We start from the raw sequence: 20453 nt of genomic DNA, 5'->3' as shown, positions 1-20453 counted from the left end.
CCCCTATCCTACTTGGGTCGCGGCGGGGTCCTTCGAAAGTAGCGGTATCACCAGTTCAGTACGGCGCCGAGGGCCACGGTGTCGGTGTCCTCGTCGAGCGCGGCACCGTCGCGCCCGTCGATCCGGTAGCGGTTCAGCTCGGCGACCAGCTTGAGGTTGTCGTTGATCGTGCGGAAATAGGCGATGCCGCGACTCTCGTAGTCGGCCGCGGAACCCAGGCCGTTGCCGTCGTCGACGGTCTTGCCGTAGGACAGCGCCAGGCGGTTCTTGCCCCATGAATACGAGCCCTGCAGCAATGCGCCGCGGCTGTCCACCTCGCGCAGCGCGGCTTCGCCGGCGTTGTTGGTGAAGAAGGGATTGATGCCCTTGGCGGTGAACCCCGAACCGGTCACGGAGAAACCGCCCATCTTCACCTGCAAGCCATAGCCGACCCCCTTGGAAGTCACGCTGTCGACGCTGTCGCTGGTGTTCTTCGAAGTCTGGTAGCCGCCGTTGATCCAGCTGTAGACCTGCGCCCCAGCCAGGTCGAACTGGTAGCTGACCTCGCTCTCGTAGCGCGGGTTGTCCTGGTAGGCCTTGTCGTCGAGGCCGTCGCTGGCATCTTTGTCGATCTGGTTGGAGTCGATCGGGTCGAGGATGCCCACGGCGATGCGCAGGCCGGGCAGCAGGTCGTTGTTGCGGTAGGTGATCTGCGAGGTGGGGAACGGATACGGATAGCCGGTGCCGATGTTGCCGAAGGAGACGCCCTTGCCGTCCACCAGGCCGAGGGTGTCGCTGGGGTTGCCGAAACCGGCCAGCAGTTCGTCGAGGAAGATGTTCGAGCGCGAGAACAGGCCGAAGTCCTTGCCGATCAGCACCTCGCCCCAGTCGCCGGCGACCGTGCCGTAGAACTGACGGACGTCGATGGCGGTATCGGTGCCGTCGGTCTCGCTGTCGTTGATGGTCACCCAGAAGGAGGCGCGACCGCCGAGGCTCAGCTCGTCGATCTTCCTGCCGAAGTTGAAGCCGATGTAGTTCGGCAGGAATCCCATCTTCACCCGCGACTGGCGGCGATCGTAGGTCTCGCCCTGGCGGTCGACGTCGCTGTTGACGTAGAAGGCATTGAAGTAGCCGTCGGTGGAAAAGGTGGTCTCGTCCTTGTCGTACAGCAGGATATCGGCGGCGGCCGGTTGCAGGCCGCCCAGGGCACCCAGCGAGGCCAGGGTCAGCGGCAGGATTCGGCGAACGGCGGTGTTGTTTTCATGGCGCACTCCGCGAGGTGAAACGACCGGGCCGGTCGTGGCGGAGCCGATTATCGAAACCGGGAAAGCCCGGCCATACGCTTCCTTGGGCCTGCTTCGACGCTTCTTCATGGTGGGCGTGGGTGCCGCTGCGCAAGGCGCGGGCAGCGCTCCTCCGGCGGTAGCGCAACCTTGGTCGCGGCGGGAGCGCCACCGAAGCAGCGCGGCTTTCGACCTAACGCCGCAGTGACGCCGGCAAGGCTGTCGTCGAGTTACCGCGTGGCTCGCTTCAGCGCCGGCTGGAAAGCACCCACCAGCCGCCGCGCGCCTCCAGCAACCGGGCCTGGGCCGCGAGCAGGTCGTCGCCGCTCAGGCCGAGGGCGGCCTCGGCGAGCAGCCGGGAGCGACCGGCGCCACCGCCAAGGTGCTCCGCCCAGGCGCGCCGGGCTCGCTCGGCGAAGCTACCCGGCGCTCGGCGCAGGTCGTCGGCGAGGGCTTCGCGCAGGCCGGCCAGGCGTTGCGCCGGCAGTTGCGCGAGCGCCTCGACGGAGCGCTGGAGGAAGGTCTCCATATGCTCCAACAGGCGTTCCGGGCAGGCACGCGGGGATTGCGCGGCGAACAGCAGGCCGCGCCGGGCGCCGACCTCGCGGAAGCCGCAGAACAACGCGTAGCCCAGTTGCAGCTCGTCGCGCAGGCGCCGCTGGAAGGCCGGTTCGTGCAGGCGCGCCAGCAAGCGCCAGGCCGCCTCCATCGGCACCTCCGGCGAGGGCAGCGGGCAGAACAGCAGCAACGCCGACTCGCCGTCCACGGCCAGTTCGCGGCGATGCCGTCCGGGCCTCGGCGGCATAGGCTCCAGGCGCTCGCCGGCAGCCTGGCCGGGCATCCATCGGGGATCTGGCATCGCGGCCTGCATGACCAAGGCGTCCCAGCGCGTCCGCCGCCAGTCGTCGACCTCCGCCAGCGGCTCGCCGAGTAGGCCGGGCAAGGCGTCCAGCAACTGCCGGATCGGCAGGCCAGTGGCGCTGCGGCGCCGCTCGGCAGAGGACAGACGCTCGCCGTTTGCGCGCCAGTCGGGCGGCGCCGCGAGGAGCCGGGCCAGGGCCGGGCGCACGGCGGCCTCGAGGCGATCGCGCGGACCGAGCAGGCTCAGCGACCAGTCTTCGCCGAGCGCCTCCAGGCCCATCTCCACTCCCCCCAGGCGCGCCTGGCCGCACAGCGGACGCAACGCCTGGCGCAGCGCCAGGAAGCGTGACCGTGCGGGCACACCGGGAAAGCGCCAGCGCAGGAACAGCGCGCCCTCGGCGGCGGCACTGGGCGGCAACGGCAGTTCGAAGCGCCAGGCATGCCGCTGCGCGGTCAGCGGCGGCGCTGCGGCAACCGGCGCCACGCTCAGGCGGAAGCCCGCCGACCAGCGCGCTTCGGCGCCGTCGAGTTCGCCGTCCAGGTGCAGCCGCAGGCAGCGGTCGGCGCGCAGCGCGTCCAGGCAGGCCGGGCGAATCTCCGCCGGCAGGCCGAGAACGCGCTGGCGTAGTCGCTCCAGCGGCGCAGTGGGCTCCGCCAGCAACGGCCGGCGCGCCGCCAGCAAGCTGGCGGCATCGTCGCGCAGGGCGCCCAGCCAGTCGAAAAAGGCCGCCTCCAGCGCCGCCGCCGCGCTGCCGTCGAACAGTTCGAAGGTCAACGCCAGGAGCGCCTGCCGCGCGTCCCGATGAACCACCCGCAGCGCCACCGATTCGCCCAGGCCCTGTTCGCCGATTGCCGCCAGCAACCCGCCCGGCGAGCGATCGCCGAGCAATTCGGCGAACGCCAGCAGGGTCTGTTCGTCGGCCTCCCGCAAAGCGTCGAGGGCAAAGCCCAGCACCAGCCGCGGCGGTCCCGGCAGGCGCAGCGCCAGCGCTTCGCCGGCGAAGGGCAGCAACGGCGGCGGCGGCGGACTCGCGCCTGGCGCGCGCCCCGGTAGGTCGGCGCAGGCACGCTGCGCCAGCCTCTCCAGCTCGTCCAGTGCCTGCGGCCCTTGCAGCCATAGCTGGCAATTGCCGGCGTGATAGTGGGCGGCATGGAATTCGCGCAGGGCCCGCTGGAACGCATCGTTCTCCAGGGCCAGGCTGTCGCGGCGCCCGGCAGCGAAACGCCGCAGGGGGTGTCCGGCGGGCAGGCCGAGGGCCAGCGCTGCGTCGATCAGGGTCTGCTCGTCGGCCGAGCGCGCCAGGTATTCGGCCTCGAGTACTTCGCGCTCGCGCCGTTGCGCATCGATGTCCAGCAAGGGGCGGGCGAGCATGTCGATCAGCCGTGCCAGACCGGCGCCAAGGTGCTCCGCCGTCACCTCGAAGAAATAGTCGGTGGTCCTGCCCCGGGTGCTGGCGTTGACCTGGCCGCCGCGCAGCTGCAACCACGGCATCAGGCGCTCGTCGCCGGGAAACGCCGCGCCACCGAGAAACGACAGGTGCTCGAGGAAGTGGGCCAGGCCGGGATGCGCGCTCGGCTCGTCGTGGCTGCCCGCCGCCACCCGCAGCCAGGCAGCGGCGCGCGATGCCGCCGGATCATGCGCCAGGTGCAGGCGCAGGCCGTTGGGCAGCACGCAGGCGCGGCTCCTGGGGTGGTGTTGGGCGTGGCGATCCATGGGCGTCCTCGCGGGTTCCGAGGCTGAACCTTACCCTTCCGCGAGGCGAAGGAAATAGTCCTTTCGCCGGGTCGTATCAGGAAGCCGGCGGCTCCTGGCCAGACGCTTCCTCGGAGTACAGCGCCCGTCCGCCGTCGGCCTTGAGCGCCTGCAGGACCTCCGGCGCACGGCACGGGGCGAACAGGTCGAGGCCAGGATCGTAGGCGCCGGTGCGCACTTCCAGCAGGCCGAGCATCGAGTGGAACAGGTTGTCCTGGGACAGCTCCTCGTCGCTGCGCTGGCGCAGGCAGCCACTGTCGAGGCCGAAGGCGCTCTGGTAGCCAGGCGAGAACCAGGCCAGCATGCCGACGTGCTTCTGCTGGTCCGGCGCCAGCAGGTAAGGCGTGCCATGCAGGTAGAGGTTGTACTCGCCGAGCGACTCGCCATGGTCGGAGAGGTAGAGCATGCCGGTATCGATGCGCTCTTCGTTTTTGCGCAGCAGGTCGATCAGGCTGGCCAGCACGTGGTCGGTGTACAGCAGGGTGTTGTCGTAGCCGTTGATGATGCTGTCCCGCGAGCAGGCGCTGAAGTCGTTGCTGGCGCAGACCGGGGTGAACTTCTCGTACTCCCTGGGATAGCGCTTGAAGTAGGCCGGGCCGTGGCTGCCCATCTGGTGCAGGACCAGCACGGTGTCCTGTTGCAGCCCGTCGATGAAGGCCTGCAAGTCGCGCAGGAGGATCTCGTCATGGCACTCGCCGCCGGCGCACAGGGCCGGATCCTTGCTCTCGCTCAGGTCCTGGAAGGCGACGCGGTCGCAGGTGCCCTTGCAGCCGGACTGGTTGTCCCGCCACAGGACCCGCAGGCCTGCGCGCTGCAACACATCGAGAAGGCCTTCCTGGGTGCGCGCGCGAGCGTCGCTGTAGTCCGCGCGGCCCAGGTTGGAGAACATGCAGGGCACCGACACCGCGGTCTCGGTACCGCAGGAGTGCACGTTGGAGAAGTTGATCAGGCCCTCCTCGGCCTTCAGCCGCGGGTTGGTCTCGCGAGCGTAGCCGTTGAGGCTGAAGTTCTGTGCCCGCGCGCTCTCGCCCACCACCAGCACGGTCAGCGACTTGCGCGCATGGCCCTGCCACAGGGCGGCGCGCCGGGCATCGACGGCGATCGGCCGGAGCGGCTGGCTGGCGGCCTGGGCCTGGCCCTTGGCGTAGCCGATGGCGGCGCCGACCAGGTTGCTCGGGGTGACCTGCAGGCGCAGTTCCTTGTTGTTGCGGAACAGCGAGGACAGCCCCTGGTAATTGGCCAGCGCCACCCCGGCGAGCAGGGCCAGGCAGGCGAGCGCCACCAGCAGCTTGCTCAGCAGCTCGCGTGGCCACGGCCGGTAGCGCACCGGCGTGCGCCACAGCAGCCAGACCGGCAGCGCGCCAAGCAACGCCAGGTAGACGGCGAGCTTCGGCGAAAGCAGGTCGGCGACCTCGGCCGGGTTGGTCTGCATGACGTTGCGCAGCATGCCGACGTCCATCAGCACGCCGTACTGGGTCATGAAGTAGGTGGTACCGGCGGCCGCCAGGATCAGCAGGGTCAGCGCCGGCTTGAGCAGCCAGCGGAACGCCAGCAGGGTCAGCGCCAGGTTGAAGATCGCGGCGATCATCAGGCCGACCGCCAGCATCATGCCGAGGCCCTGCCAGCCCGCCGGGGTGATCGCCAGCAGGCGTTGCCACAGCGGCAGGTTGTAGAACAGCAGGAAGGCGAGGCTGACCAGCAGGGTCAGCAGTTCGGGACGGACGGCGCGGGCTTTCGACATGGGCACGGATCTTCACTGACTTCCGGGTTGCCGTGCGCAGCGTTGCCCCTGGCAGCACTCGACGACGGCGGCAGTCTGCTCGGCGATCCGTCAATCTTTCGTGAAGAATACCTACAGAAAACGTAACCCTTCAGAAGCGCCGCAGCCCTTGTGTTCCGGGGCTTTCAGCCGGATTACAAAAAGTTCGCGGGAAGCTTTCCGGGCGTTTTCCGGGTTCGCCGGCATACCCCCCGCATGGCGCCGCCGACGCAGGCGGAAGACAGCAAGCGGCAAGGAGCGCGGAGCGCTCCGGCGCTGGCGCCTACGGACTGTTCTGATTGCGACGTCGTTTTTCAACAAAAGGACAGCCAGACCAATGTCTATCCCGCGACCCCGGCATTTTCGTTAGCATGCCAAGTTTCCGGCCCGGCTCCCACAAGGACAGCGGCCGCCTCCCCTGCTCGTCCCATCCAGATGAGTGCCGTTTCCCCTACCCCCCGGGAAACCCTTCTGTGAATTTCCTCGAGCAGCGCGGTACCTCTCCAGCATGAACGCTTTGAAAGGCCGGGACATCCTGGCGCTTGGTTTTATGACCTTTGCCCTGTTCGTCGGGGCCGGCAACATCATCTTCCCGCCCATCGTCGGCTTGCAGTCCGGCCCCCATGTGTGGCTGGCGACGCTGGGCTTCCTGATCACCGCGGTGGGGCTGCCGGTGATCACCGTGATCGCCCTGGCCAAGGTCGGCGGTTCGGTCGACGCCCTCAGCCATCCGATCGGCAGGTATGCCGGCGGCCTGCTGGCGGCGGTCTGCTACCTGGCGGTCGGCCCGCTGTTCGCCATTCCGCGCACCGCCACGGTGTCCTTCGAGGTCGGCGTGGTGCCGCTGCTCGGCGAGAGCGGCACGGCGCTGTTCGTCTACAGCCTGGCGTACTTCCTTCTGGCCCTGGCCATCTCCCTCTACCCCGGTCGCCTGCTGGACACCGTCGGACGCTTCCTCGCCCCGCTGAAGATCCTCGCCCTGGCGATTCTCGGCGTCGCCGCCTTCCTCTGGCCCGCCGGCCCGATCGGCACGGCCCAGCCGGAGTACACCCAGGCCGCGTTCTCCCAGGGTTTCGTCAACGGCTACCTGACCATGGACACCCTCGCCGCGCTGGTCTTCGGCATCGTCATCGTCAACGCCATCCGTTCCCGCGGCGTGCAGTCGCCGCGGCTGATCACCCGCTATGCCATCGTCGCCGGGCTGATCGCCGGCGTCGGCCTGGTGCTGGTCTACGTCAGCCTGTTCCGGCTCGGCGCCGGCAGCCATGCCATCGCCGCCGACGCCAGCAACGGCGCGGCGGTCCTGCATGCCTACGTGCAGCATACCTTCGGCAGCCTCGGCAGCTCGTTCCTGGCGGGACTTATCGCGCTGGCCTGCCTGGTCACCGCGGTCGGCCTGACCTGCGCCTGCGCCGAGTACTTCTGCCAGCGCCTGCCGCTGTCCTACCGCAGCCTGGTGATCATCCTGGCAGGGTTCTCCTTCATCGTTTCCAACCTCGGCCTGACCAAGCTGATCCAGGTCTCGATCCCGGTGCTCACCGCGATCTATCCGCCGTGCATCGTGCTGGTGGCGCTGAGCTTCTGCATCGGCCTCTGGCATTCGGCGACGCGCATCCTCGCCCCGGTGATGCTGGTTTCCCTGGCGTTCGGCGTGCTCGATGCCCTGAAGGCGGCGGGCCTGGGCCAGGACTTCCCGCAATGGCTGCTGCACCTGCCGCTGGCCGAACAGGGCCTGGCTTGGTTGATCCCCTCGGTCGCCACTCTCGCCGCCTGTAGCCTGGTCGACCGCCTGCTGGGCAAGCCTGCGCAAGTCGCCGCCTGAGCAGGCCCCAGCGGCCTGCCGCTTGTTCTCCCGGCCGAGCGCGGGACATGCCGGCGGGCGGCGCCAATCGCGGCGTCCGCCCCACGGCCCGGCTGGCGCCTGCCGCCGCCGGCAGCGCTTCTTCCCGCGTTCAGCCGAACGAATAAGCACTATCGAGCGGGATGATTTCTAGCGCAGCGGCGCGGTTGTTAGCCTTTCGACCATTCCCCCAGGAAAGCGAATCCAGGAGCCGGTCATGGCCAAGGCACTCATCAGCGTACTGTTGTTCTCCCTCGCCCTCGCCGGCTGCGCCAGCGACTACAACCCCTCTCGCCCGTACAGCAGCGACGAGGTCAGGCAACTGGCGCTGGAAGACCTGGCCCGGCGCAGCCTGTCGTTCGAGGAATACCAGGCCAAGCGTCAGGCAATTCTCGAGGAAAAACCGCAAACCGCCGTCAGCCAGTCCAACGCCGCCCTACGCAGTACCGCCATCTGAGGCCTTTTCGAACGGCCAAGAGAAAGCCCCGCGATGCGGGGCTTCTTCGTATTCGGGGCTGGACGGTCAGCCGCAGGACAGGCGCTTGATCACCAGCGTGTCGTCGACATCGATGTTCAGCCGGCGCGGGTTGTAGTCCATGGTCACCGCATCGTGCGGGCGCAGCGCCCGGGCGACTTCCGCTCCGGCGGCGCGGCGGGCCTCCTCGACGATGGCCGCGGAAGCCTGCTTGCCGACATAGGCCTGCACCGCATTGGCATCGCAACGGCCGTCCGCTGCCGGGGTGGCCGCGGGCGCGCTGGCGCTGCCGGTAGCTACGCTGGCGCCTTCGGTGGACGGGCTGTCGCCGTTGCTGCTGCAACCGGCGAGCAGGGCCGCGAGAACGAGTGCACTGGAAAACTGCTTCAAAGGCATACCGCCTCCTCTGATCTTCTGGGATCGCCACCTTACCAGTGGCATGGGTTTCCTGGCGAAACTGCAATCCGCGCTGACAAATTCGCCAGCTTCAGTCGCCGCTCAGGCGCTGCAGTTCGCGACGCACCATGGCCGCGTACTCCGGCGGACGCAGGAGGTAGAGTTGGCCCGCGACCCAATCCAGCCAACGGCCGCCCTGTTCGGCGCGGGCGTCGAGCAGGCGCCGCGCCTCTTCCTCCGCCCGTTGCCGGTGCTGCCGATGGAATGCCTGGCGCTTCGACAGGCCGGAGGCCTCTCCGGTTCGATCGTCGGGAGTGTCGGTCATGGCTCTCTTCGCAACCTGCTGCACAAGCCGGACATTCTAACCGCGGAACGCCGTTGCCGTTCGCGGCAAGCGCTTGCCTCCGCCCCGCCCTGCGCCATGCGCCGAGCCCTCTGGCGCGGGGTTCGGCGACCTGGCACGGCCCTTGCGACGGAGCGGCGGTCATTCATTTCCATGGAGGCAGGTCATGAACAGCATCGGTCCCGCCAGCCTTTCCGGCTGGTCTGCGCGTTACCCGAACAACCAGCGGCAAGCCAGCACCGAGATCGGCAACGGCGATCTGTTGAAACCGCGCCCCGCCCTCGGCACGCCATTGCGCAACGAGGCCGCCGATCCCGCCACGGAGTCCGCCCGCCAGGCCCTGGACGAGGGTTTCGCGAAGCTGAACCTGACGCTGAAGCAGAACCAGGCGAATGCCCCTGCCGGCGCCAGCGAAGGCAAGTCGGCCTATGACGAGTTCAAGGAGTACATGCAGAAATCGCCTGCCGAGCGGATGCGCGAGCAGGTCCTGAAGAGCCTCGGCCTGACCGAGGAGGAACTGGACGCGATGCCGCCGGAGAAACGCGAACAGGTGGAGAAAGGCATCGGCGAACGCATGCGCGAGATGATCGCCATGCAGAACGGCCAGGCGCCGGGACGGCAAGAGGACCCGACGCAGGCCGGCGCGACGCTGAACGCCTGGATCTGAGCCAGGCGCGCGCCAGTCTCTCAGCGCTGCCGGGCGACGACGCGCTTGGCGTAGCTGGCGCGCTCCATCTCGCGCACTTCGACGCTGACCTGCACGCCCTCCTCGCCGCCGCCCGCCACCGCTCCGGCGAGCACCTCGCAGAGCGACTCGCCCAGCGCCTGGCGGGTCGCCGCGTCGCGCCCGTCGAGGATCGACAGGCAGGCATGCAGGTAGGCGCGCTCGACCGCCGCGGTTCCCTGCCGGTAGGCCTCCAGGGTGACGAAGCGCGACTTGATGTCCGCCTCGCCGAATTGCCCGGAAGCGAACAGCGCGGCATTGGCCTGCTCCAGCAGTTCGCCGGGGGACGTTTCGAGGCGGAGGTTGGCAGTGGCTTCGATGACGAGATGCGGCATGCTGGCGGGCCTTGCGGGGAATGGGGAGCGGGATTCTAGCGGCTCGACGAGCGATGCTACAGCCGGCCTGCGCCTGCGTGGCTCAGTCAACCCGGCGGCCGCGAAAGCCCGCGCGTAGATGGCGCGGATCAGCGCGTCTCGCAGGCCTGCCGCTGGCCCTTGGCCGGCGTGTACAGGTAGCCGGGCGTGTCGCCCGCCTGGCGGTACAGGACCGAACCGTCGCTATAGGAAATCGCGCTCAGCGCCTGGCCATCGGCGAGGCTGCGGACATCGCCGCCCAGCGACTGGACGCTGCTGCCGTCGGGCAGCTTGAGACTGGCAAAACCGTCGATCACCTCGAGTTTGCCGAAGTCTCCGCAGTGCAACGCCAGCGGCTCGGAAGCGGCCTTTCCGTCCGACGATGAATCCCCGCAACCGCCCAGCAGCGACAGAACCAACAACGCGGGGAGAACAGCGGGCTTCATCGGGGAGTCCTTTGCGGATGAGCGGAAGACGGGACTCTACCACCTGCCGGGCAGCGGGAAAAACCGCTTCGGCGTACGCTGTCATGCAACGGCAGGCGCACCTGTGAGACAATTCGCCGAATGCCAGGCATCACACCCCGCCTTCATCGCGCTACAGCCACGTCATGACGCTGGCTGCGGCACTCCACGAATGCCCGCAGGATCGACCCATGCTCCAGATGGAGCGCAGCGGAAAGCCGAGAACCGGTAGCAGACCGGTATCGCCACGGTCCAGGCGTGCGTAAGTCCTCTATAGGTAAAGAAGTTGATCTCCACCGCGAATATCACCATGCAGTTCGGCGCCAAGCCGCTGTTCGAGAACGTTTCCGTCAAGTTCGGCAACGGCAACCGCTACGGCCTGATCGGCGCCAACGGTTGCGGCAAGTCGACCTTCATGAAGATCCTCGGCAACGACCTGGAGCCGAGCGCCGGCCAGGTCATGCTGGAACCCAACGTGCGCCTGGGCAAGCTGCGCCAGGACCAGTTCGCCTACGAGGACTTCAGCGTCATCGATACGGTGATCATGGGCCACGAGGAACTCTGGGCGGTGAAGGCCGAGCGCGACCGCATCTACTCGCTGCCGGAAATGAGCGAGGCAGATGGCATGGCGGTGGCCGAGCTGGAAGTCCAGTTCGCCGAGTTCGACGGCTACACCGCCGAGTCCCGCGCCGGCGAGCTGCTGCTCGGCCTGGGCATCCCGCTGGAGCAGCACTTCGGCCCGATGAGCGCCGTCGCCCCCGGCTGGAAGCTGCGCGTGCTGCTGGCCCAGGCGCTGTTCTCGGACCCGGACGTGCTGCTGCTCGACGAACCGACCAACCACCTGGACATCAACACCATCCGCTGGCTGGAAGGCGTGCTCACCGCGCGCAACAGCACCATGATCATCATTTCCCACGATCGCCACTTCCTGAACAGCGTCTGCACCCACATGGCCGACCTGGACTACGGCGAGCTGCGCCTGTTCCCGGGCAACTACGACGAGTACATGACCGCCGCCGAACAGGCCCGCGAGCGCCTGCTGTCGGACAACGCCAAGAAGAAGGCGCAGATCGCCGAGCTGCAATCCTTCGTCAGCCGCTTCTCGGCCAACGCCTCCAAGGCCAAGCAGGCCACCAGCCGCGCCCGGCAGATCGACAAGATCCAGCTGGAAGAGGTCAAGCCGTCCAGCCGGGTCAGCCCGTTCATCCGCTTCGAGCAATACAAGAAGCTGCACCGCCAGGCGGTGACCGTGGAAAACATCAGCAAGGGCTATGACGGCAAGCCGCTGTTCAAGGGCCTGAGCCTGCAGGTCGAGGCCGGCGAGCGCGTCGCCATCATCGGCCCCAACGGCATCGGCAAGACCACCCTGCTGCGCTGCCTGGTCGGCGACCTGCCGGTGGACGGCGGCGAGGTGAAATGGACCGACAGCGCCGACGTCGGCTATTTCGCCCAGGACCATGCCGACGACTTCGCCGACGACATGAGCCTGTTCGACTGGATGGCCCAGTGGACCCAGGGCGGCGAACAACTGGTGCGCGGCACCCTCGGCCGCATGCTGTTCTCCAACGACGAGATCAAGAAGTCGGTGAAAGTGATCTCCGGCGGCGAGCAGGGCCGCATGCTGTTCGGCCGGCTGATCCTCAAGCGTCCCAACGTGCTGGTGATGGACGAGCCGACCAACCACCTGGACATGGAGTCCATCGAGGCGCTGAACCTGGCGCTGGACAACTATCCGGGCACGCTGATCTTCGTCAGCCACGACCGCGAATTCGTTTCCTCGCTGGCTACCCGCATCATCGAGCTGGGCGAGAACGGCGTGACCGACTTCAGCGGCAGCTACGACGACTACCTGCGCAGCCAGGGCGTGATCGTCTGAGTCCCCGTCGCGCAACGCAAAAGCCCCGCATCCGCGGGGCTTTTTCATTCCGGCATGGCCGCGCAGGGCCTATGGGGAGCGCGACTCAGTCGACGTAGCCGGCCATCATCGCCGCGCGGGTCGCCAGGCGCTGGCCCTCGGCGATCTTCTCGCGCTGTTCGGCGGTCAGCTCGCGGGGCGGGTGGTCCTTGATGTAGGCAGCCACGTTCACCCCGATGTAGACGATCAGGGCGGCGGCGATCAGGACGTTCTTCGGATTGATGTCCGAGCGCCGCTTGCAGGCTTCGCAGATGCCGTTCTCGACGAGACGGGTCGCTCGGGCGCCGCAGTTGCGGCAGTAACACGCGCTCACAGGCCGGTTCCTTGTGCTTGTAATTGTCCGGCCAATCTACACGCAGCGCGCCGCTGCGCACAACGCGAAAACCCCGCCGAAGCGGGGTTTTCCGATGACGCGGGGATCAGGCCGCGGCGAACTGCCCGGCGATCTGCCGGCGGGCGGCGGCGATGGCCTGGGCGCGGGGCTCCTCGCCATAGGCCAGGCCTTCGGCGCGAACCACTTCGATATCGGTGATGCCGAAGAAGCCCAGCACGGTGCGCAGGTAGCCTTCGTGGGCCGCGCCGGTCGGCTGGCCGGCATGCACGCCACCGGCGGTGGAGACGATCACCACTTTCTTGTCGCCGGCCAGGCCAACCGGGCCGTTCTCGGTGTAGCGGAAGGTCTTGCCGGCGACCGCGATGCGATCGATCCAGGCCTTGAGCTGGCTGGAGATGGTGAAGTTGTACATCGGCGCGCCGATGACCACGACGTCGGCGGCGAGGAACTCTTCCAGCACTTCTTCACCCACCGCGACTTCATGCTTCAGCGCGGCATCGCGCAGCTCCGCCGGGGTGCTGCCGGCGGCCAGGGTCAGGGCGGAGAAATGCGCCACCGCGTCGGCGGCCAGGTCGCGGTAGGTGACGTCAAGCCCGTCTTCGTTCTGCCGCCAGGCCTGGACCAGCTCGGCGCTCAGTTGGCGGGAAGCGGAGGCGTCGCCGAGGATGCTGGAATCGATATGCAAAAGTTTCATGTCTCGCTCCTGAAAGTGGGGGATCGCAGTGTGGCGATCGAGTGGTTTGCATCCTACCGGCAAGGCCAATCGACGATTAGTCGGCAGAAACATGACTATTCGTCCCACACATAGGACAATCTGTTTTTCCCCCAGCGGAGCGCCTGCATGCCCCACGACCTCAACGACCTCTACTACTTCGCCAAGGTGGTGGAATGCGGCGGCTTCGCCGCGGCCGGACGCGAGACGGGGATTCCCAAGTCGCGCCTGTCGCGGCGCATCGCCGAGCTGGAGGAACGCCTCCAGGTACGCCTGCTGCACCGCACGACACGCAAGCTGGTGCTCACGGAGGTCGGCGAACGCTACCTGCAGCACTGCCGCAACCTGCTGCTGGAAGCGGAGATGGCCGAACAGGTGATCGCCGAGCTGAGCGTCGAGCCGCGTGGCCGGCTGCGCCTTTCCGCACCGGTGGCCATGGCCTCGAGCAACCTGGCCGACCTGTTGCCGCGGTTTCTCGAACGACACCCGCAGGTCCAGCTGGAAATCCTCCTGACCAACCGCCGGGTCGACCTGCTCAACGAAGGGGTGGACGTGGCACTGCGCGTGCGCGAACTCGGCGACGAGGACCCTGCGCTGGTCTGCCGGCGCCTGGCTCCGGCGACCACGCAGATCCTCGCCGCCCCGTCGCTGATCGCCGGGCATCGCCTGGAACATCCGGAAGACCTCGAAGACCTGCCCTTCCTCGGCGCTATTCATAACGACCGCAAGGTCCACGCGACCCTGATCGGGCCGGATGGCAGCCGCTACCAGTTGGAACGCGAACCGCGCCTGGGCGTCGACGACTTCGTCCTGCGCAAGAAAGCCGCCGTGGCCGGCCTCGGCGTCACCCTGCTGCCCGAAGGCTACTGCGACAGGGAACTGGCCGATGGCAGCCTGGTGCGCATCCTGCCGCAGTGGACCTTGCCGAAAAGCACCATGCAGGCCGCCTACCTGCCGCGCAGCAGCCAGATTCCGGCGATCCGTGCTTTGATCGACTTTCTCGTGGAAGCCCTGCAACGCCCCTCGGGCGAGACCGGCCCGGCCTACCGCCGCGCCCGCGAGTGAGCCGCGCCGTTCAGCCGATCCACTGCAACAGCGCGGCGGACAGGCGCCCGCCGAGCAGGCTGTCGAGCCAGAACAGCTGGTGCAGCAGGACGATGCCCCAGAACACCAGTTGGAACGAGAGCTTGCGGGTCTTGTGGCGGAACGCCTGCTGCGCGACCAGCGCGCCAGGCCAGCCGCCAAGCAGCTCGAACAGGTGCAGGCGGACCTCCGGGGTACGCCAGTCGCCGCGTGCGGCGCTGCGCTTGTCCTGCCAGTAGAGGGCGAATGCGAGCAGGCTGGCCAGCGGATAGGCCAGCAGCGGCCAGAGGGCCTGTCCGTCCAGGTACATCCGCCAGGCGCCGGCGGCCGGCAGCACGCAGAGGATCAGCAGGACCAGCAGCTTCGCCAACGGGCGCTGCAACGCGCTCGGCGGAGTCGGCGCCGGCCGCGCCTGGGCCCGCGTCACCGGCGCCTGGGCGCCACGGCGGACAGTCGGCGGATCGAGGGTCAGCGCGTCCAGCCGCGCCCTCTCGGCGCGCAGACGGCCCTGGGCATCCTGGCTGGCGAGAAACCACACCTGGTCGCCCTGGCGGGGACGGCGGTCGCCGCGGAACGCGGAGATATGCAGGAAGACTTCTTCCCCGCCGGTCTTCGGCAGGATGAAGCCGAAGCCCTTGTCGTCGTACCAGCGGCTGATCATGCCCGGCTTTTCCATATCCACTCGCTCGCTACCCGTTTCGCGCTGCATTCTAGCCACCCGCGGCGGCCAGGCGAAAAAAAGCGCGGCTCGCGCCGCGCCTTTTACCTGGTTCCCGGGCCTCACATTTCGCCGGCGGTGCTCCAGTCGATCAGGTGGAATTGCCAGGTCGCCAGGATCAGCAGCCCGAAGGCGATCCGATACCAGGCGAAAGCCGCGTAGCTGTGGTTGCCGATGAACTTCAGCAAGGCACGCACCGCCACCATGGCGAAGACGAACGAGGTGACGAAGCCGACGGCGAACACCGGCAGGTCTTCGGGGCGGAACAGGTCGCGATACTTGTAGCCGGAATAGACCGCGGCGCCGACCATGGTCGGCATCGCCAGGAAGAACGAGAACTCGGTGGCCGCCTTGCGCGAAAGGCCGAACAGCAGGCCGCCGATGATGGTCGCGCCGGACCGCGAGGTGCCGGGGACCATCGCCAGGCACTGGGCACAGCCGATCTTCAGGGCGTCCTTCCAGGTCATGTCGTCGACGTGTTCGGCGTGGATCACATGCTTCCGGCGCTCGGCCCAGAGCATGACCACCCCGCCCACCACCAGCGCCAGGGCGACGGTGATCGGATTGAACAGCCACTCGTGGATCAGGTCGGCGAACAGGACGCCGAGGACTACCGCCGGGAAGAACGCGATCAGCAGGTTGGCGGTGAAACGCTGGGCCTGGCGCTGGCTCGGCAGGTCACGGACGACTTGAAAGATCTTTCCACGAAACTCCCAGACGACAGCGAGGATCGCCGCCAGCTGGATGATGATGTTGAACGCCTTGGCGCGTTCGCCGCCGAAGCCGATGAGGTCGGCGACGATGATCTGGTGCCCGGTGCTGGAAATCGGCAGGAACTCGGTCAGCCCTTCCACGACGCCCAGGATGAACGCCTGGAAAGCAGTCCACCACTCCATGTTTCTCCCCCTTCTATTACTGTCCCGAACGAGCTTTCGTTGTTCTCGGCGATACACTTGCCGTCTTTTATGAAGGCCTTACGACTCCGAAGAACCCGACCAGTTCCCCCACTGCCGAAGTCGAAACCGGCGGGCATGCTACCAGAGCGGCCGGCAAAGAATCTTGGAATTGTTGCCGGCCGGCGTCCGAACGAATCCGTCCGCGCCCCCCTTTTTCCCAGGCCTTCGCGAAGCGCCGGATACATTCGCTACAATGCGTCCTCGTCGCATGAGGGCCTTCCGTGTCACCCCTTGAACTCTTCGCCGCTTCGCTCGGCGCCATCGCCGTCTACCTGACCGTCCGCCAGAATCCCTGGTGCTGGCCCATCGGACTGGTGATGGTGGCGCTCTACGCCTGGATATTCTTCGAGGTGAAGCTTTATTCGGACATGCTCCTGCAAATGGTCTACGCGGCGCTACAGCTCTATGGCTGGTGGCAGTGGACCCGCGGCGGGCAGGACCACGACGGCCGCTCGGTGAGCCGCCTGAACGCCGCGCAGCGCCTCTACGGGCTCGGTGCGGGCCTGGTCGGCAGCGTCGCGCTCGGTTACCTGATGGCCAACCACACCGATGCCGCCAGTCCCTGGTGGGACGCCGGATTGACCGCCTTCAGCCTGGTGGCGCAATGCTGGATGGCGCAGAAGCGCCTGGAATGCTGGGCCCTGTGGATCGCCGTGGACGTGCTGTTCGTGGCGCTCTTCGCCAGCAAGGCGCTGTACCTGACCGCCGCCCTCTACGCCCTCTTCACCCTGCTGGCGATCCACGGCTGGCGGACCTGGCGCCGCGACCCGGCATTACGCGAGGGCGTCGCCGCATGAAGGTGCTGGTACTCACCGGGCCCGAATCCAGCGGCAAGAGCTGGCTTGCGGAGCAGCTCCAGGCCCGCTTCGGCGGCCGGGTGGTCGGCGAGTACGTCCGCCACTTCATCGACGAACAGCGCCGCGACACCTGCTACGCCGACATCCCCGCCATCGCCCGCGGGCAACTGGCCTGGGAGGATGCCGCCCGCGCGGAGCGGCCGGCGCTGCTGATCCTCGATACCCACCTGCTGAGCAACATCCTCTGGAGCCGGATTCTCTTCGGCGCCTGCCCGGACTGGCTCGAACCCGCCCTGCTGCGGCGGCGCTACGACCTGCACCTGCTGCTCTCGCCGGAGGGCGTGGCCTGGAGCGCCGACGGCCAGCGCTGCCAGCCGGAACTGGCGCAGCGCCAGGCCTTCCACCGCGAATGCCAAGCCTGGCTGGAGCGGCATCGGCAGCCCTACCGCGCCATCGCCGGCGACTGGGCCGAGCGCCGGCGCCAGGCTTTCGCCGCAGTGCAAGGGCTGCTCCGGGACGGCTGACGGGCCGGCCCTGTCACGCCGCCGATACACCGCCAGCGCGGTCCGGGCCTTGGCGCAGAGCGTTTCGCGACGGCACCGCGGAAAGCTGTCTCGGCGCTGAAACAGCTCCAGGCGCGTCCCCAGCAGGCTTCGCCCCCTGGTTGGCGGGCCTGCTGTTGCACGGATGCAACACTGTCCGCCAGGTTCCCCCGGCACTCACGGCCAAGTCCTTGATGGACAAGGAAAGCGCAAAACCGGCACGCCCCATGCTCGCTCCCTGCCAACGCTGATTAGGGCTCAGCGCCAACGAAGGAAGCGCCATCATGTCGGGGAGTTCGCTACGCATCGTCGTTCCAGCGCTGCTGGTCATCGTCGGCTCCGTGCCGGCGAACCTCCCGCCCGCGCATGCGGCGGACGGCACGATCGTCGTCCAGCGCCAGGTCCAGCCACGGGTCGCCTACCGTCCGAGCATGGTGCCCGACCCACATCCCACCGTCGTCGACACCAACGTCTCCGCCGAGGTCAACGCCCTCGCCAACGGGGCGGCCAGCGGCAATACCGTGAGCCGCGAACTGGGCGATGCCGACTTCGCCATCGTGACCAGCGGTTCCGGGATTCGCAGCATGATTCTCCCCGGTGGCGCCCTGCCGGGTTTCGCCAACCAGCCGGCGAACCCGGCGACGGTCCAGGCCGTCGGCAACGTCGGCACCACCCACGGCGCGGGAGGCGGCGCCGGCGCCGGCCTCGCCGGGCAGATCAACGGCAGCCTCAAGCAGGGCCTGGCGCCGCTGCAGATGCTCGGGGGTGGTCAATGAAGCGCCTGTCCGCCCTCCTCCTCGCCTTCGCCTGTATCGCGTCGCTCCAGGCCGACCCGCTGGCCTCACGCAATCGCGCCAGCATCGATGCCAGCGGCACCTACCGCGGCAACTTCGCCCTCAACCAGGCCGCCGGCGACGCCCAGCAACAGAGCAACGTTCGTGTCGTCGCGGTCGGCTCCGCGGCCCTCGTCGGCAACGACCAGCGCCAGCATCTGCAACTCGACGCCAGCCAGCCGATCGCGGCCAGCGCCAGCATCTCGGGGGCGGCGCTGCGCGGCAGCGGCATCCTCGGCGTCAACCAGGGCGCCGGCCTCGGCAACCAACAGATCAACGCCTTCCGGCTGAACGTCAGCAACGGCCCGGAAAGCCTGGATGACAGCGTTCTCGCGCAAAGCGTGGCGCTGACCAAAGTCTCCGGTTCGGCCACTCCGGTCCCGGGAGGACGCAGCGTCTCGACGGACGATCGCGCCTTCGCCGGGAGCAGCGGCGTGGTGCAGGTGAACCAGAGCGCTGGGGTGGGCAATCAGTCGATGAACACCCTCAGCGTCAGGGTCATGGAATGACTCTGCCAAGCCAACACAAGCCCAACACTAAGCACAGAAATGCAAGGAGAAACGCCATGAAAGCGACTATGGTCCTGACCCCGCTGGCCCTGGCAATGGCTGCAGTGCTGTCGGTATCGGCCTACGCCGGAAACGAAGGTGGCTGGCACCCGCCGAAACCCAACCCGCAGTCGAACAACAAGGGCGGAGCCACGGCCCTGGTGGTGGATACGCAGCAGAACTACAACAACAAGGTCAGCAACTTCGGCACGGTGAACAATGCCTCGGTGAGCGGCTCGATCAAGGATGCCTCGGGCAACGTCGGGGTCAACGTCGCCGCCGGCGACAACAACCAGCAGGCCAACGCCGCCGCGCTGGCCAGCGCCGACGCCAGCTTCGTGTTCGGCACCGCGACCGCCAGCACCAGCGTGCTGCAGAGCGGCTACGGCAATACGCTGAACAACTACTCCAACCCCAACACCGCATCGCTGAGCAACTCGGCCAACAACGTCTCGGGCAACCTGGGCGTCAACGTCGCCGCCGGCAACTTCAACCAGCAGAAGAACGACCTGGCCGCCGCCGTCTCCAACGGCCAGTACAGCACTGCCGGTAGCGCCGCGTCGCAGACCTCCACCGGCAACACCACCGTCAACAGCGCCAACTACGCCTATGGCGGCACCTACGTGTCGCTGAAGCTGAACGCCGACGGCAGCTACAAGGGCACCTCCGACCAGATCGGCAACGTCTACCTCGACACCTGGGAAGGCCAGACCCATCCGGGCGGCAGCAATACCGGCCACATCGACGTGGACAGCCAGGCCCAGGGCGCCAAGGACCTGAACCACGACGGCGGCGCGTTCGCCTTCAAGGAAAAGGGCGACGTCGACCTGAAAGGCACGGTATCCGGCTTCATCCCGGCGATCGTCGGCTTCAAGACCCCGGTCACCAACAACGCCAGCCTGAGCAACTCGTTGCAGAACGTCTCGGGCAACGTCGGGGTGAACATCGCCGCCGGTGGCGGCAACCAGCAGAGCAACTCCCTGTCCATCGCCGCCGGTTGCAGCAGTTGCCCGGCCGGTGGCGAGAGCCTTGGCTTCTGATCCTGGCCCAGGGGTTCCGGCGCCAGCCGGAACCCTTTTCCATCCGACACAGGAACCGGCCATGCGCACGCTCATCCTTTCCCTGCTGCTGCTCGTCGACCTCACCGCCCAGGCGGCGACCCTCGGCTTTCCCGCCCTGCCCGGCGGCGGCCTGGTCTACAAGCAGGTGCAGAGCATCCGCGAGCGGCGCTTCGCCGACCTGGTCGAGCAGAAGACCGATTTCAGCTGCGGCGCCGCGGCCCTCGCGACCATCCTGGAGAAGGCCTACGGCGCCCCGCTCGACGAGCAGGCGGTGATCCAGGGCATGCTCGCCCACGCCGACCCGGAGATCGTCCGCACCCAGGGCTTCTCCATGCTCGACATGAAGCGCTACGTCGAATCCATGGGCATGCGCGCGCGCGGCTACCGGATCGAGGCGGCGCAACTGGAACAACTGAAGATCCCCGCCATCGTGCTGATGGAAATCCGCGGCTACAAGCACTTCGTCGTCCTGCAACGCACCCAGGGCGAGTACGTGTACGTGGGTGACCCGGCGCTGGGGCACAAACGCTACGCGCTGACAGAGTTCGCCAAGGGCTGGAACGGCATCGTCTTCGCCGTGATCGGCCAGGGATACGACCGCGGCAATCCGCTGCTGACGCCGCCCGAACCGCTGACCGCGCGCCATCGCCTGGACCGCTTCAAACCGGTCAGGGACGCCGAACTGATGGAGTTCGGCTTCATCCAGAGCGATTTCTTCTGATCG

General features: G+C 67.7%; 22 protein-coding genes. 11 read left to right on the top strand and 11 right to left on the bottom strand.

Translation table 11 applies throughout. The features are described 5' to 3' along the window. Positions 1 to 47 precede the first annotated feature (47 nt). The 3 genes from VQ065_RS15420 to VQ065_RS15410 all read right to left on the bottom strand — a co-directional run bounded on the left by VQ065_RS15420 (position 48) and on the right by VQ065_RS15410 (position 5617). Entirely contained in the window at positions 48 to 1250 is a 1203-nt protein-coding gene (locus tag VQ065_RS15420; protein WP_340080423.1) for a porin, read from the bottom strand. Positions 1251 to 1509: 259 nt separating this feature from the next. Beyond that, positions 1510 to 3837 (bottom strand): pyrroloquinoline quinone biosynthesis protein PqqF, encoded by a 2328-nt coding sequence (gene pqqF, locus VQ065_RS15415; protein ID WP_044059439.1) that lies wholly within the window; start codon positions 3835 to 3837, stop codon positions 1510 to 1512. 76 nt (positions 3838 to 3913) lie between these two features. Further along, on the bottom strand, positions 3914 to 5617 hold the full coding sequence (locus tag VQ065_RS15410) for a phosphoethanolamine transferase (RefSeq protein ID WP_003088501.1): 1704 nt from the start codon (positions 5615 to 5617) through the stop codon (positions 3914 to 3916). A gap of 526 nt (positions 5618 to 6143) precedes the next feature. Between VQ065_RS15410 and brnQ the strand changes: the two genes are divergently transcribed. Together brnQ and VQ065_RS15400 are read left to right on the top strand one after the other, a co-directional pair. Continuing rightward, complete coding sequence (brnQ, locus tag VQ065_RS15405; RefSeq protein ID WP_003088499.1) at positions 6144 to 7457, top strand: branched-chain amino acid transport system II carrier protein; 1314 nt, start codon at positions 6144 to 6146, stop codon at positions 7455 to 7457. A 235-nt stretch (positions 7458 to 7692) separates the two neighbouring features. Further along, entirely contained in the window at positions 7693 to 7932 is a 240-nt protein-coding gene (locus VQ065_RS15400) for a hypothetical protein (RefSeq protein WP_003088496.1), read from the top strand. A gap of 66 nt (positions 7933 to 7998) precedes the next feature. Here the strand turns inward: VQ065_RS15400 and VQ065_RS15395 are convergent, their stop codons facing one another. Both VQ065_RS15395 and VQ065_RS15390 read right to left on the bottom strand, forming a co-directional pair. Further along, positions 7999 to 8346, bottom strand: coding sequence for an I78 family peptidase inhibitor (locus VQ065_RS15395; RefSeq protein WP_003088494.1), 348 nt, complete (start codon positions 8344 to 8346; stop codon positions 7999 to 8001). A 91-nt stretch (positions 8347 to 8437) separates the two neighbouring features. After that, complete coding sequence (locus VQ065_RS15390) at positions 8438 to 8671, bottom strand: hypothetical protein (protein ID WP_003088492.1); 234 nt, start codon at positions 8669 to 8671, stop codon at positions 8438 to 8440. A 184-nt stretch (positions 8672 to 8855) separates the two neighbouring features. On the opposite strand from VQ065_RS15390, the gene VQ065_RS15385 reads away from it, so the two are divergent. Further along, a complete protein-coding gene (locus VQ065_RS15385) occupies positions 8856 to 9356 on the top strand; it encodes a hypothetical protein (protein WP_003088490.1) in 501 nt (166 codons plus the stop codon). 20 nt (positions 9357 to 9376) lie between these two features. Here the strand turns inward: VQ065_RS15385 and VQ065_RS15380 are convergent, their stop codons facing one another. Beyond that, a complete protein-coding gene (locus VQ065_RS15380) occupies positions 9377 to 9748 on the bottom strand; it encodes a 5-carboxymethyl-2-hydroxymuconate Delta-isomerase (RefSeq protein WP_003088488.1) in 372 nt (123 codons plus the stop codon). Between the two features lie 128 nt (positions 9749 to 9876). Beyond that, positions 9877 to 10212, bottom strand: a complete 336-nt coding sequence (locus VQ065_RS15375) for a hypothetical protein (protein WP_003088486.1) — start codon at positions 10210 to 10212, stop codon at positions 9877 to 9879. A 304-nt stretch (positions 10213 to 10516) separates the two neighbouring features. On the opposite strand from VQ065_RS15375, the gene VQ065_RS15370 reads away from it, so the two are divergent. Next, positions 10517 to 12106, top strand: a complete 1590-nt coding sequence (locus VQ065_RS15370; protein ID WP_003111315.1) for an ABC-F family ATPase — start codon at positions 10517 to 10519, stop codon at positions 12104 to 12106. 85 nt (positions 12107 to 12191) lie between these two features. Here VQ065_RS15370 and VQ065_RS15365 read toward each other — a convergent pair whose 3' ends face one another. Further along, on the bottom strand, positions 12192 to 12458 hold the full coding sequence (locus tag VQ065_RS15365; RefSeq protein WP_003088334.1) for a hypothetical protein: 267 nt from the start codon (positions 12456 to 12458) through the stop codon (positions 12192 to 12194). 106 nt (positions 12459 to 12564) lie between these two features. Further along, a complete protein-coding gene (gene azoR2, locus VQ065_RS15360; protein WP_003088332.1) occupies positions 12565 to 13173 on the bottom strand; it encodes an FMN-dependent NADH-azoreductase AzoR2 in 609 nt (202 codons plus the stop codon). 147 nt (positions 13174 to 13320) lie between these two features. Here azoR2 and VQ065_RS15355 point away from each other — a divergent pair, with 147 nt between their 5' ends. Next, complete coding sequence (locus VQ065_RS15355; protein ID WP_003088330.1) at positions 13321 to 14256, top strand: LysR substrate-binding domain-containing protein; 936 nt, start codon at positions 13321 to 13323, stop codon at positions 14254 to 14256. A 10-nt stretch (positions 14257 to 14266) separates the two neighbouring features. Here the strand turns inward: VQ065_RS15355 and VQ065_RS15350 are convergent, their stop codons facing one another. Both VQ065_RS15350 and VQ065_RS15345 read right to left on the bottom strand, forming a co-directional pair. Further along, positions 14267 to 14983: a DUF1294 domain-containing protein gene (locus VQ065_RS15350; protein WP_003132686.1), complete on the bottom strand. Its 717-nt coding sequence runs from the start codon at positions 14981 to 14983 to the stop codon at positions 14267 to 14269. Between the two features lie 71 nt (positions 14984 to 15054). Continuing rightward, a complete protein-coding gene (locus tag VQ065_RS15345) occupies positions 15055 to 15888 on the bottom strand; it encodes an undecaprenyl-diphosphate phosphatase (RefSeq protein ID WP_003088326.1) in 834 nt (277 codons plus the stop codon). A 281-nt stretch (positions 15889 to 16169) separates the two neighbouring features. Here VQ065_RS15345 and pnuC point away from each other — a divergent pair, with 281 nt between their 5' ends. From pnuC to VQ065_RS15315, 6 genes are all read left to right on the top strand, one after another. Next, on the top strand, positions 16170 to 16745 hold the full coding sequence (pnuC, locus tag VQ065_RS15340; protein WP_003088324.1) for a nicotinamide riboside transporter PnuC: 576 nt from the start codon (positions 16170 to 16172) through the stop codon (positions 16743 to 16745). Then, positions 16742 to 17269: an AAA family ATPase gene (locus tag VQ065_RS15335; RefSeq protein WP_003088322.1), complete on the top strand. Its 528-nt coding sequence runs from the start codon at positions 16742 to 16744 to the stop codon at positions 17267 to 17269. The genes pnuC and VQ065_RS15335 overlap by 4 nt, the downstream gene beginning before the upstream one ends. Before the next feature lie 302 nt (positions 17270 to 17571). Further along, complete coding sequence (locus tag VQ065_RS15330; protein ID WP_003088320.1) at positions 17572 to 18063, top strand: hypothetical protein; 492 nt, start codon at positions 17572 to 17574, stop codon at positions 18061 to 18063. Next, positions 18060 to 18629: a hypothetical protein gene (locus VQ065_RS15325; RefSeq protein WP_003088318.1), complete on the top strand. Its 570-nt coding sequence runs from the start codon at positions 18060 to 18062 to the stop codon at positions 18627 to 18629. Before VQ065_RS15330 ends, VQ065_RS15325 begins: the two co-directional genes overlap by 4 nt. A gap of 56 nt (positions 18630 to 18685) precedes the next feature. Then, positions 18686 to 19708, top strand: a complete 1023-nt coding sequence (locus tag VQ065_RS15320; RefSeq protein WP_003088317.1) for a hypothetical protein — start codon at positions 18686 to 18688, stop codon at positions 19706 to 19708. A gap of 61 nt (positions 19709 to 19769) precedes the next feature. Next, a complete protein-coding gene (locus VQ065_RS15315) occupies positions 19770 to 20450 on the top strand; it encodes a C39 family peptidase (RefSeq protein WP_003088315.1) in 681 nt (226 codons plus the stop codon). The last annotated feature ends 3 nt before the right edge of the window (positions 20451 to 20453 follow it).

Origin of the sequence: Pseudomonas sp. KBN10P06128, assembly GCF_037574945.1 — a bacterium.
GTDB classification, from domain to species: Bacteria; Pseudomonadota; Gammaproteobacteria; order Pseudomonadales; family Pseudomonadaceae; genus Pseudomonas; species Pseudomonas aeruginosa.
The sequence above is the reverse complement of the archived record's forward strand: the minus strand, read 5'-3'. Positions and strand labels throughout refer to the sequence as shown.

Bases quoted from the DNA above. Each gene is read 5' to 3' on its own strand.
- VQ065_RS15315 (WP_003088315.1), top strand. From the start codon at position 19,770: ATGCGCACGCTCATCCTTTCCCTGCTGCTGCTCGTCGACCTCACCGCC.
- VQ065_RS15390 (WP_003088492.1), bottom strand. From the start codon at position 8,671: ATGACCGACACTCCCGACGATCGAACCGGAGAGGCCTCCGGCCTGTCG.
- VQ065_RS15395 (WP_003088494.1), bottom strand. From the start codon at position 8,346: ATGCCTTTGAAGCAGTTTTCCAGTGCACTCGTTCTCGCGGCCCTGCTC.
- VQ065_RS15325 (WP_003088318.1), top strand. From the start codon at position 18,060: ATGAAGCGCCTGTCCGCCCTCCTCCTCGCCTTCGCCTGTATCGCGTCG.
- VQ065_RS15330 (WP_003088320.1), top strand. From the start codon at position 17,572: ATGTCGGGGAGTTCGCTACGCATCGTCGTTCCAGCGCTGCTGGTCATC.
- VQ065_RS15400 (WP_003088496.1), top strand. From the start codon at position 7,693: ATGGCCAAGGCACTCATCAGCGTACTGTTGTTCTCCCTCGCCCTCGCC.
- azoR2 (WP_003088332.1), bottom strand. From the start codon at position 13,173: ATGAAACTTTTGCATATCGATTCCAGCATCCTCGGCGACGCCTCCGCT.
- VQ065_RS15320 (WP_003088317.1), top strand. From the start codon at position 18,686: ATGAAAGCGACTATGGTCCTGACCCCGCTGGCCCTGGCAATGGCTGCA.
- VQ065_RS15335 (WP_003088322.1), top strand. From the start codon at position 16,742: ATGAAGGTGCTGGTACTCACCGGGCCCGAATCCAGCGGCAAGAGCTGG.
- VQ065_RS15375 (WP_003088486.1), bottom strand. From the start codon at position 10,212: ATGAAGCCCGCTGTTCTCCCCGCGTTGTTGGTTCTGTCGCTGCTGGGC.
- VQ065_RS15355 (WP_003088330.1), top strand. From the start codon at position 13,321: ATGCCCCACGACCTCAACGACCTCTACTACTTCGCCAAGGTGGTGGAA.
- pqqF (WP_044059439.1), bottom strand. From the start codon at position 3,837: ATGGATCGCCACGCCCAACACCACCCCAGGAGCCGCGCCTGCGTGCTG.
- VQ065_RS15410 (WP_003088501.1), bottom strand. From the start codon at position 5,617: ATGTCGAAAGCCCGCGCCGTCCGTCCCGAACTGCTGACCCTGCTGGTC.
- VQ065_RS15350 (WP_003132686.1), bottom strand. From the start codon at position 14,983: ATGCAGCGCGAAACGGGTAGCGAGCGAGTGGATATGGAAAAGCCGGGC.
- VQ065_RS15345 (WP_003088326.1), bottom strand. From the start codon at position 15,888: ATGGAGTGGTGGACTGCTTTCCAGGCGTTCATCCTGGGCGTCGTGGAA.
- VQ065_RS15380 (WP_003088488.1), bottom strand. From the start codon at position 9,748: ATGCCGCATCTCGTCATCGAAGCCACTGCCAACCTCCGCCTCGAAACG.
- VQ065_RS15385 (WP_003088490.1), top strand. From the start codon at position 8,856: ATGAACAGCATCGGTCCCGCCAGCCTTTCCGGCTGGTCTGCGCGTTAC.
- brnQ (WP_003088499.1), top strand. From the start codon at position 6,144: ATGAACGCTTTGAAAGGCCGGGACATCCTGGCGCTTGGTTTTATGACC.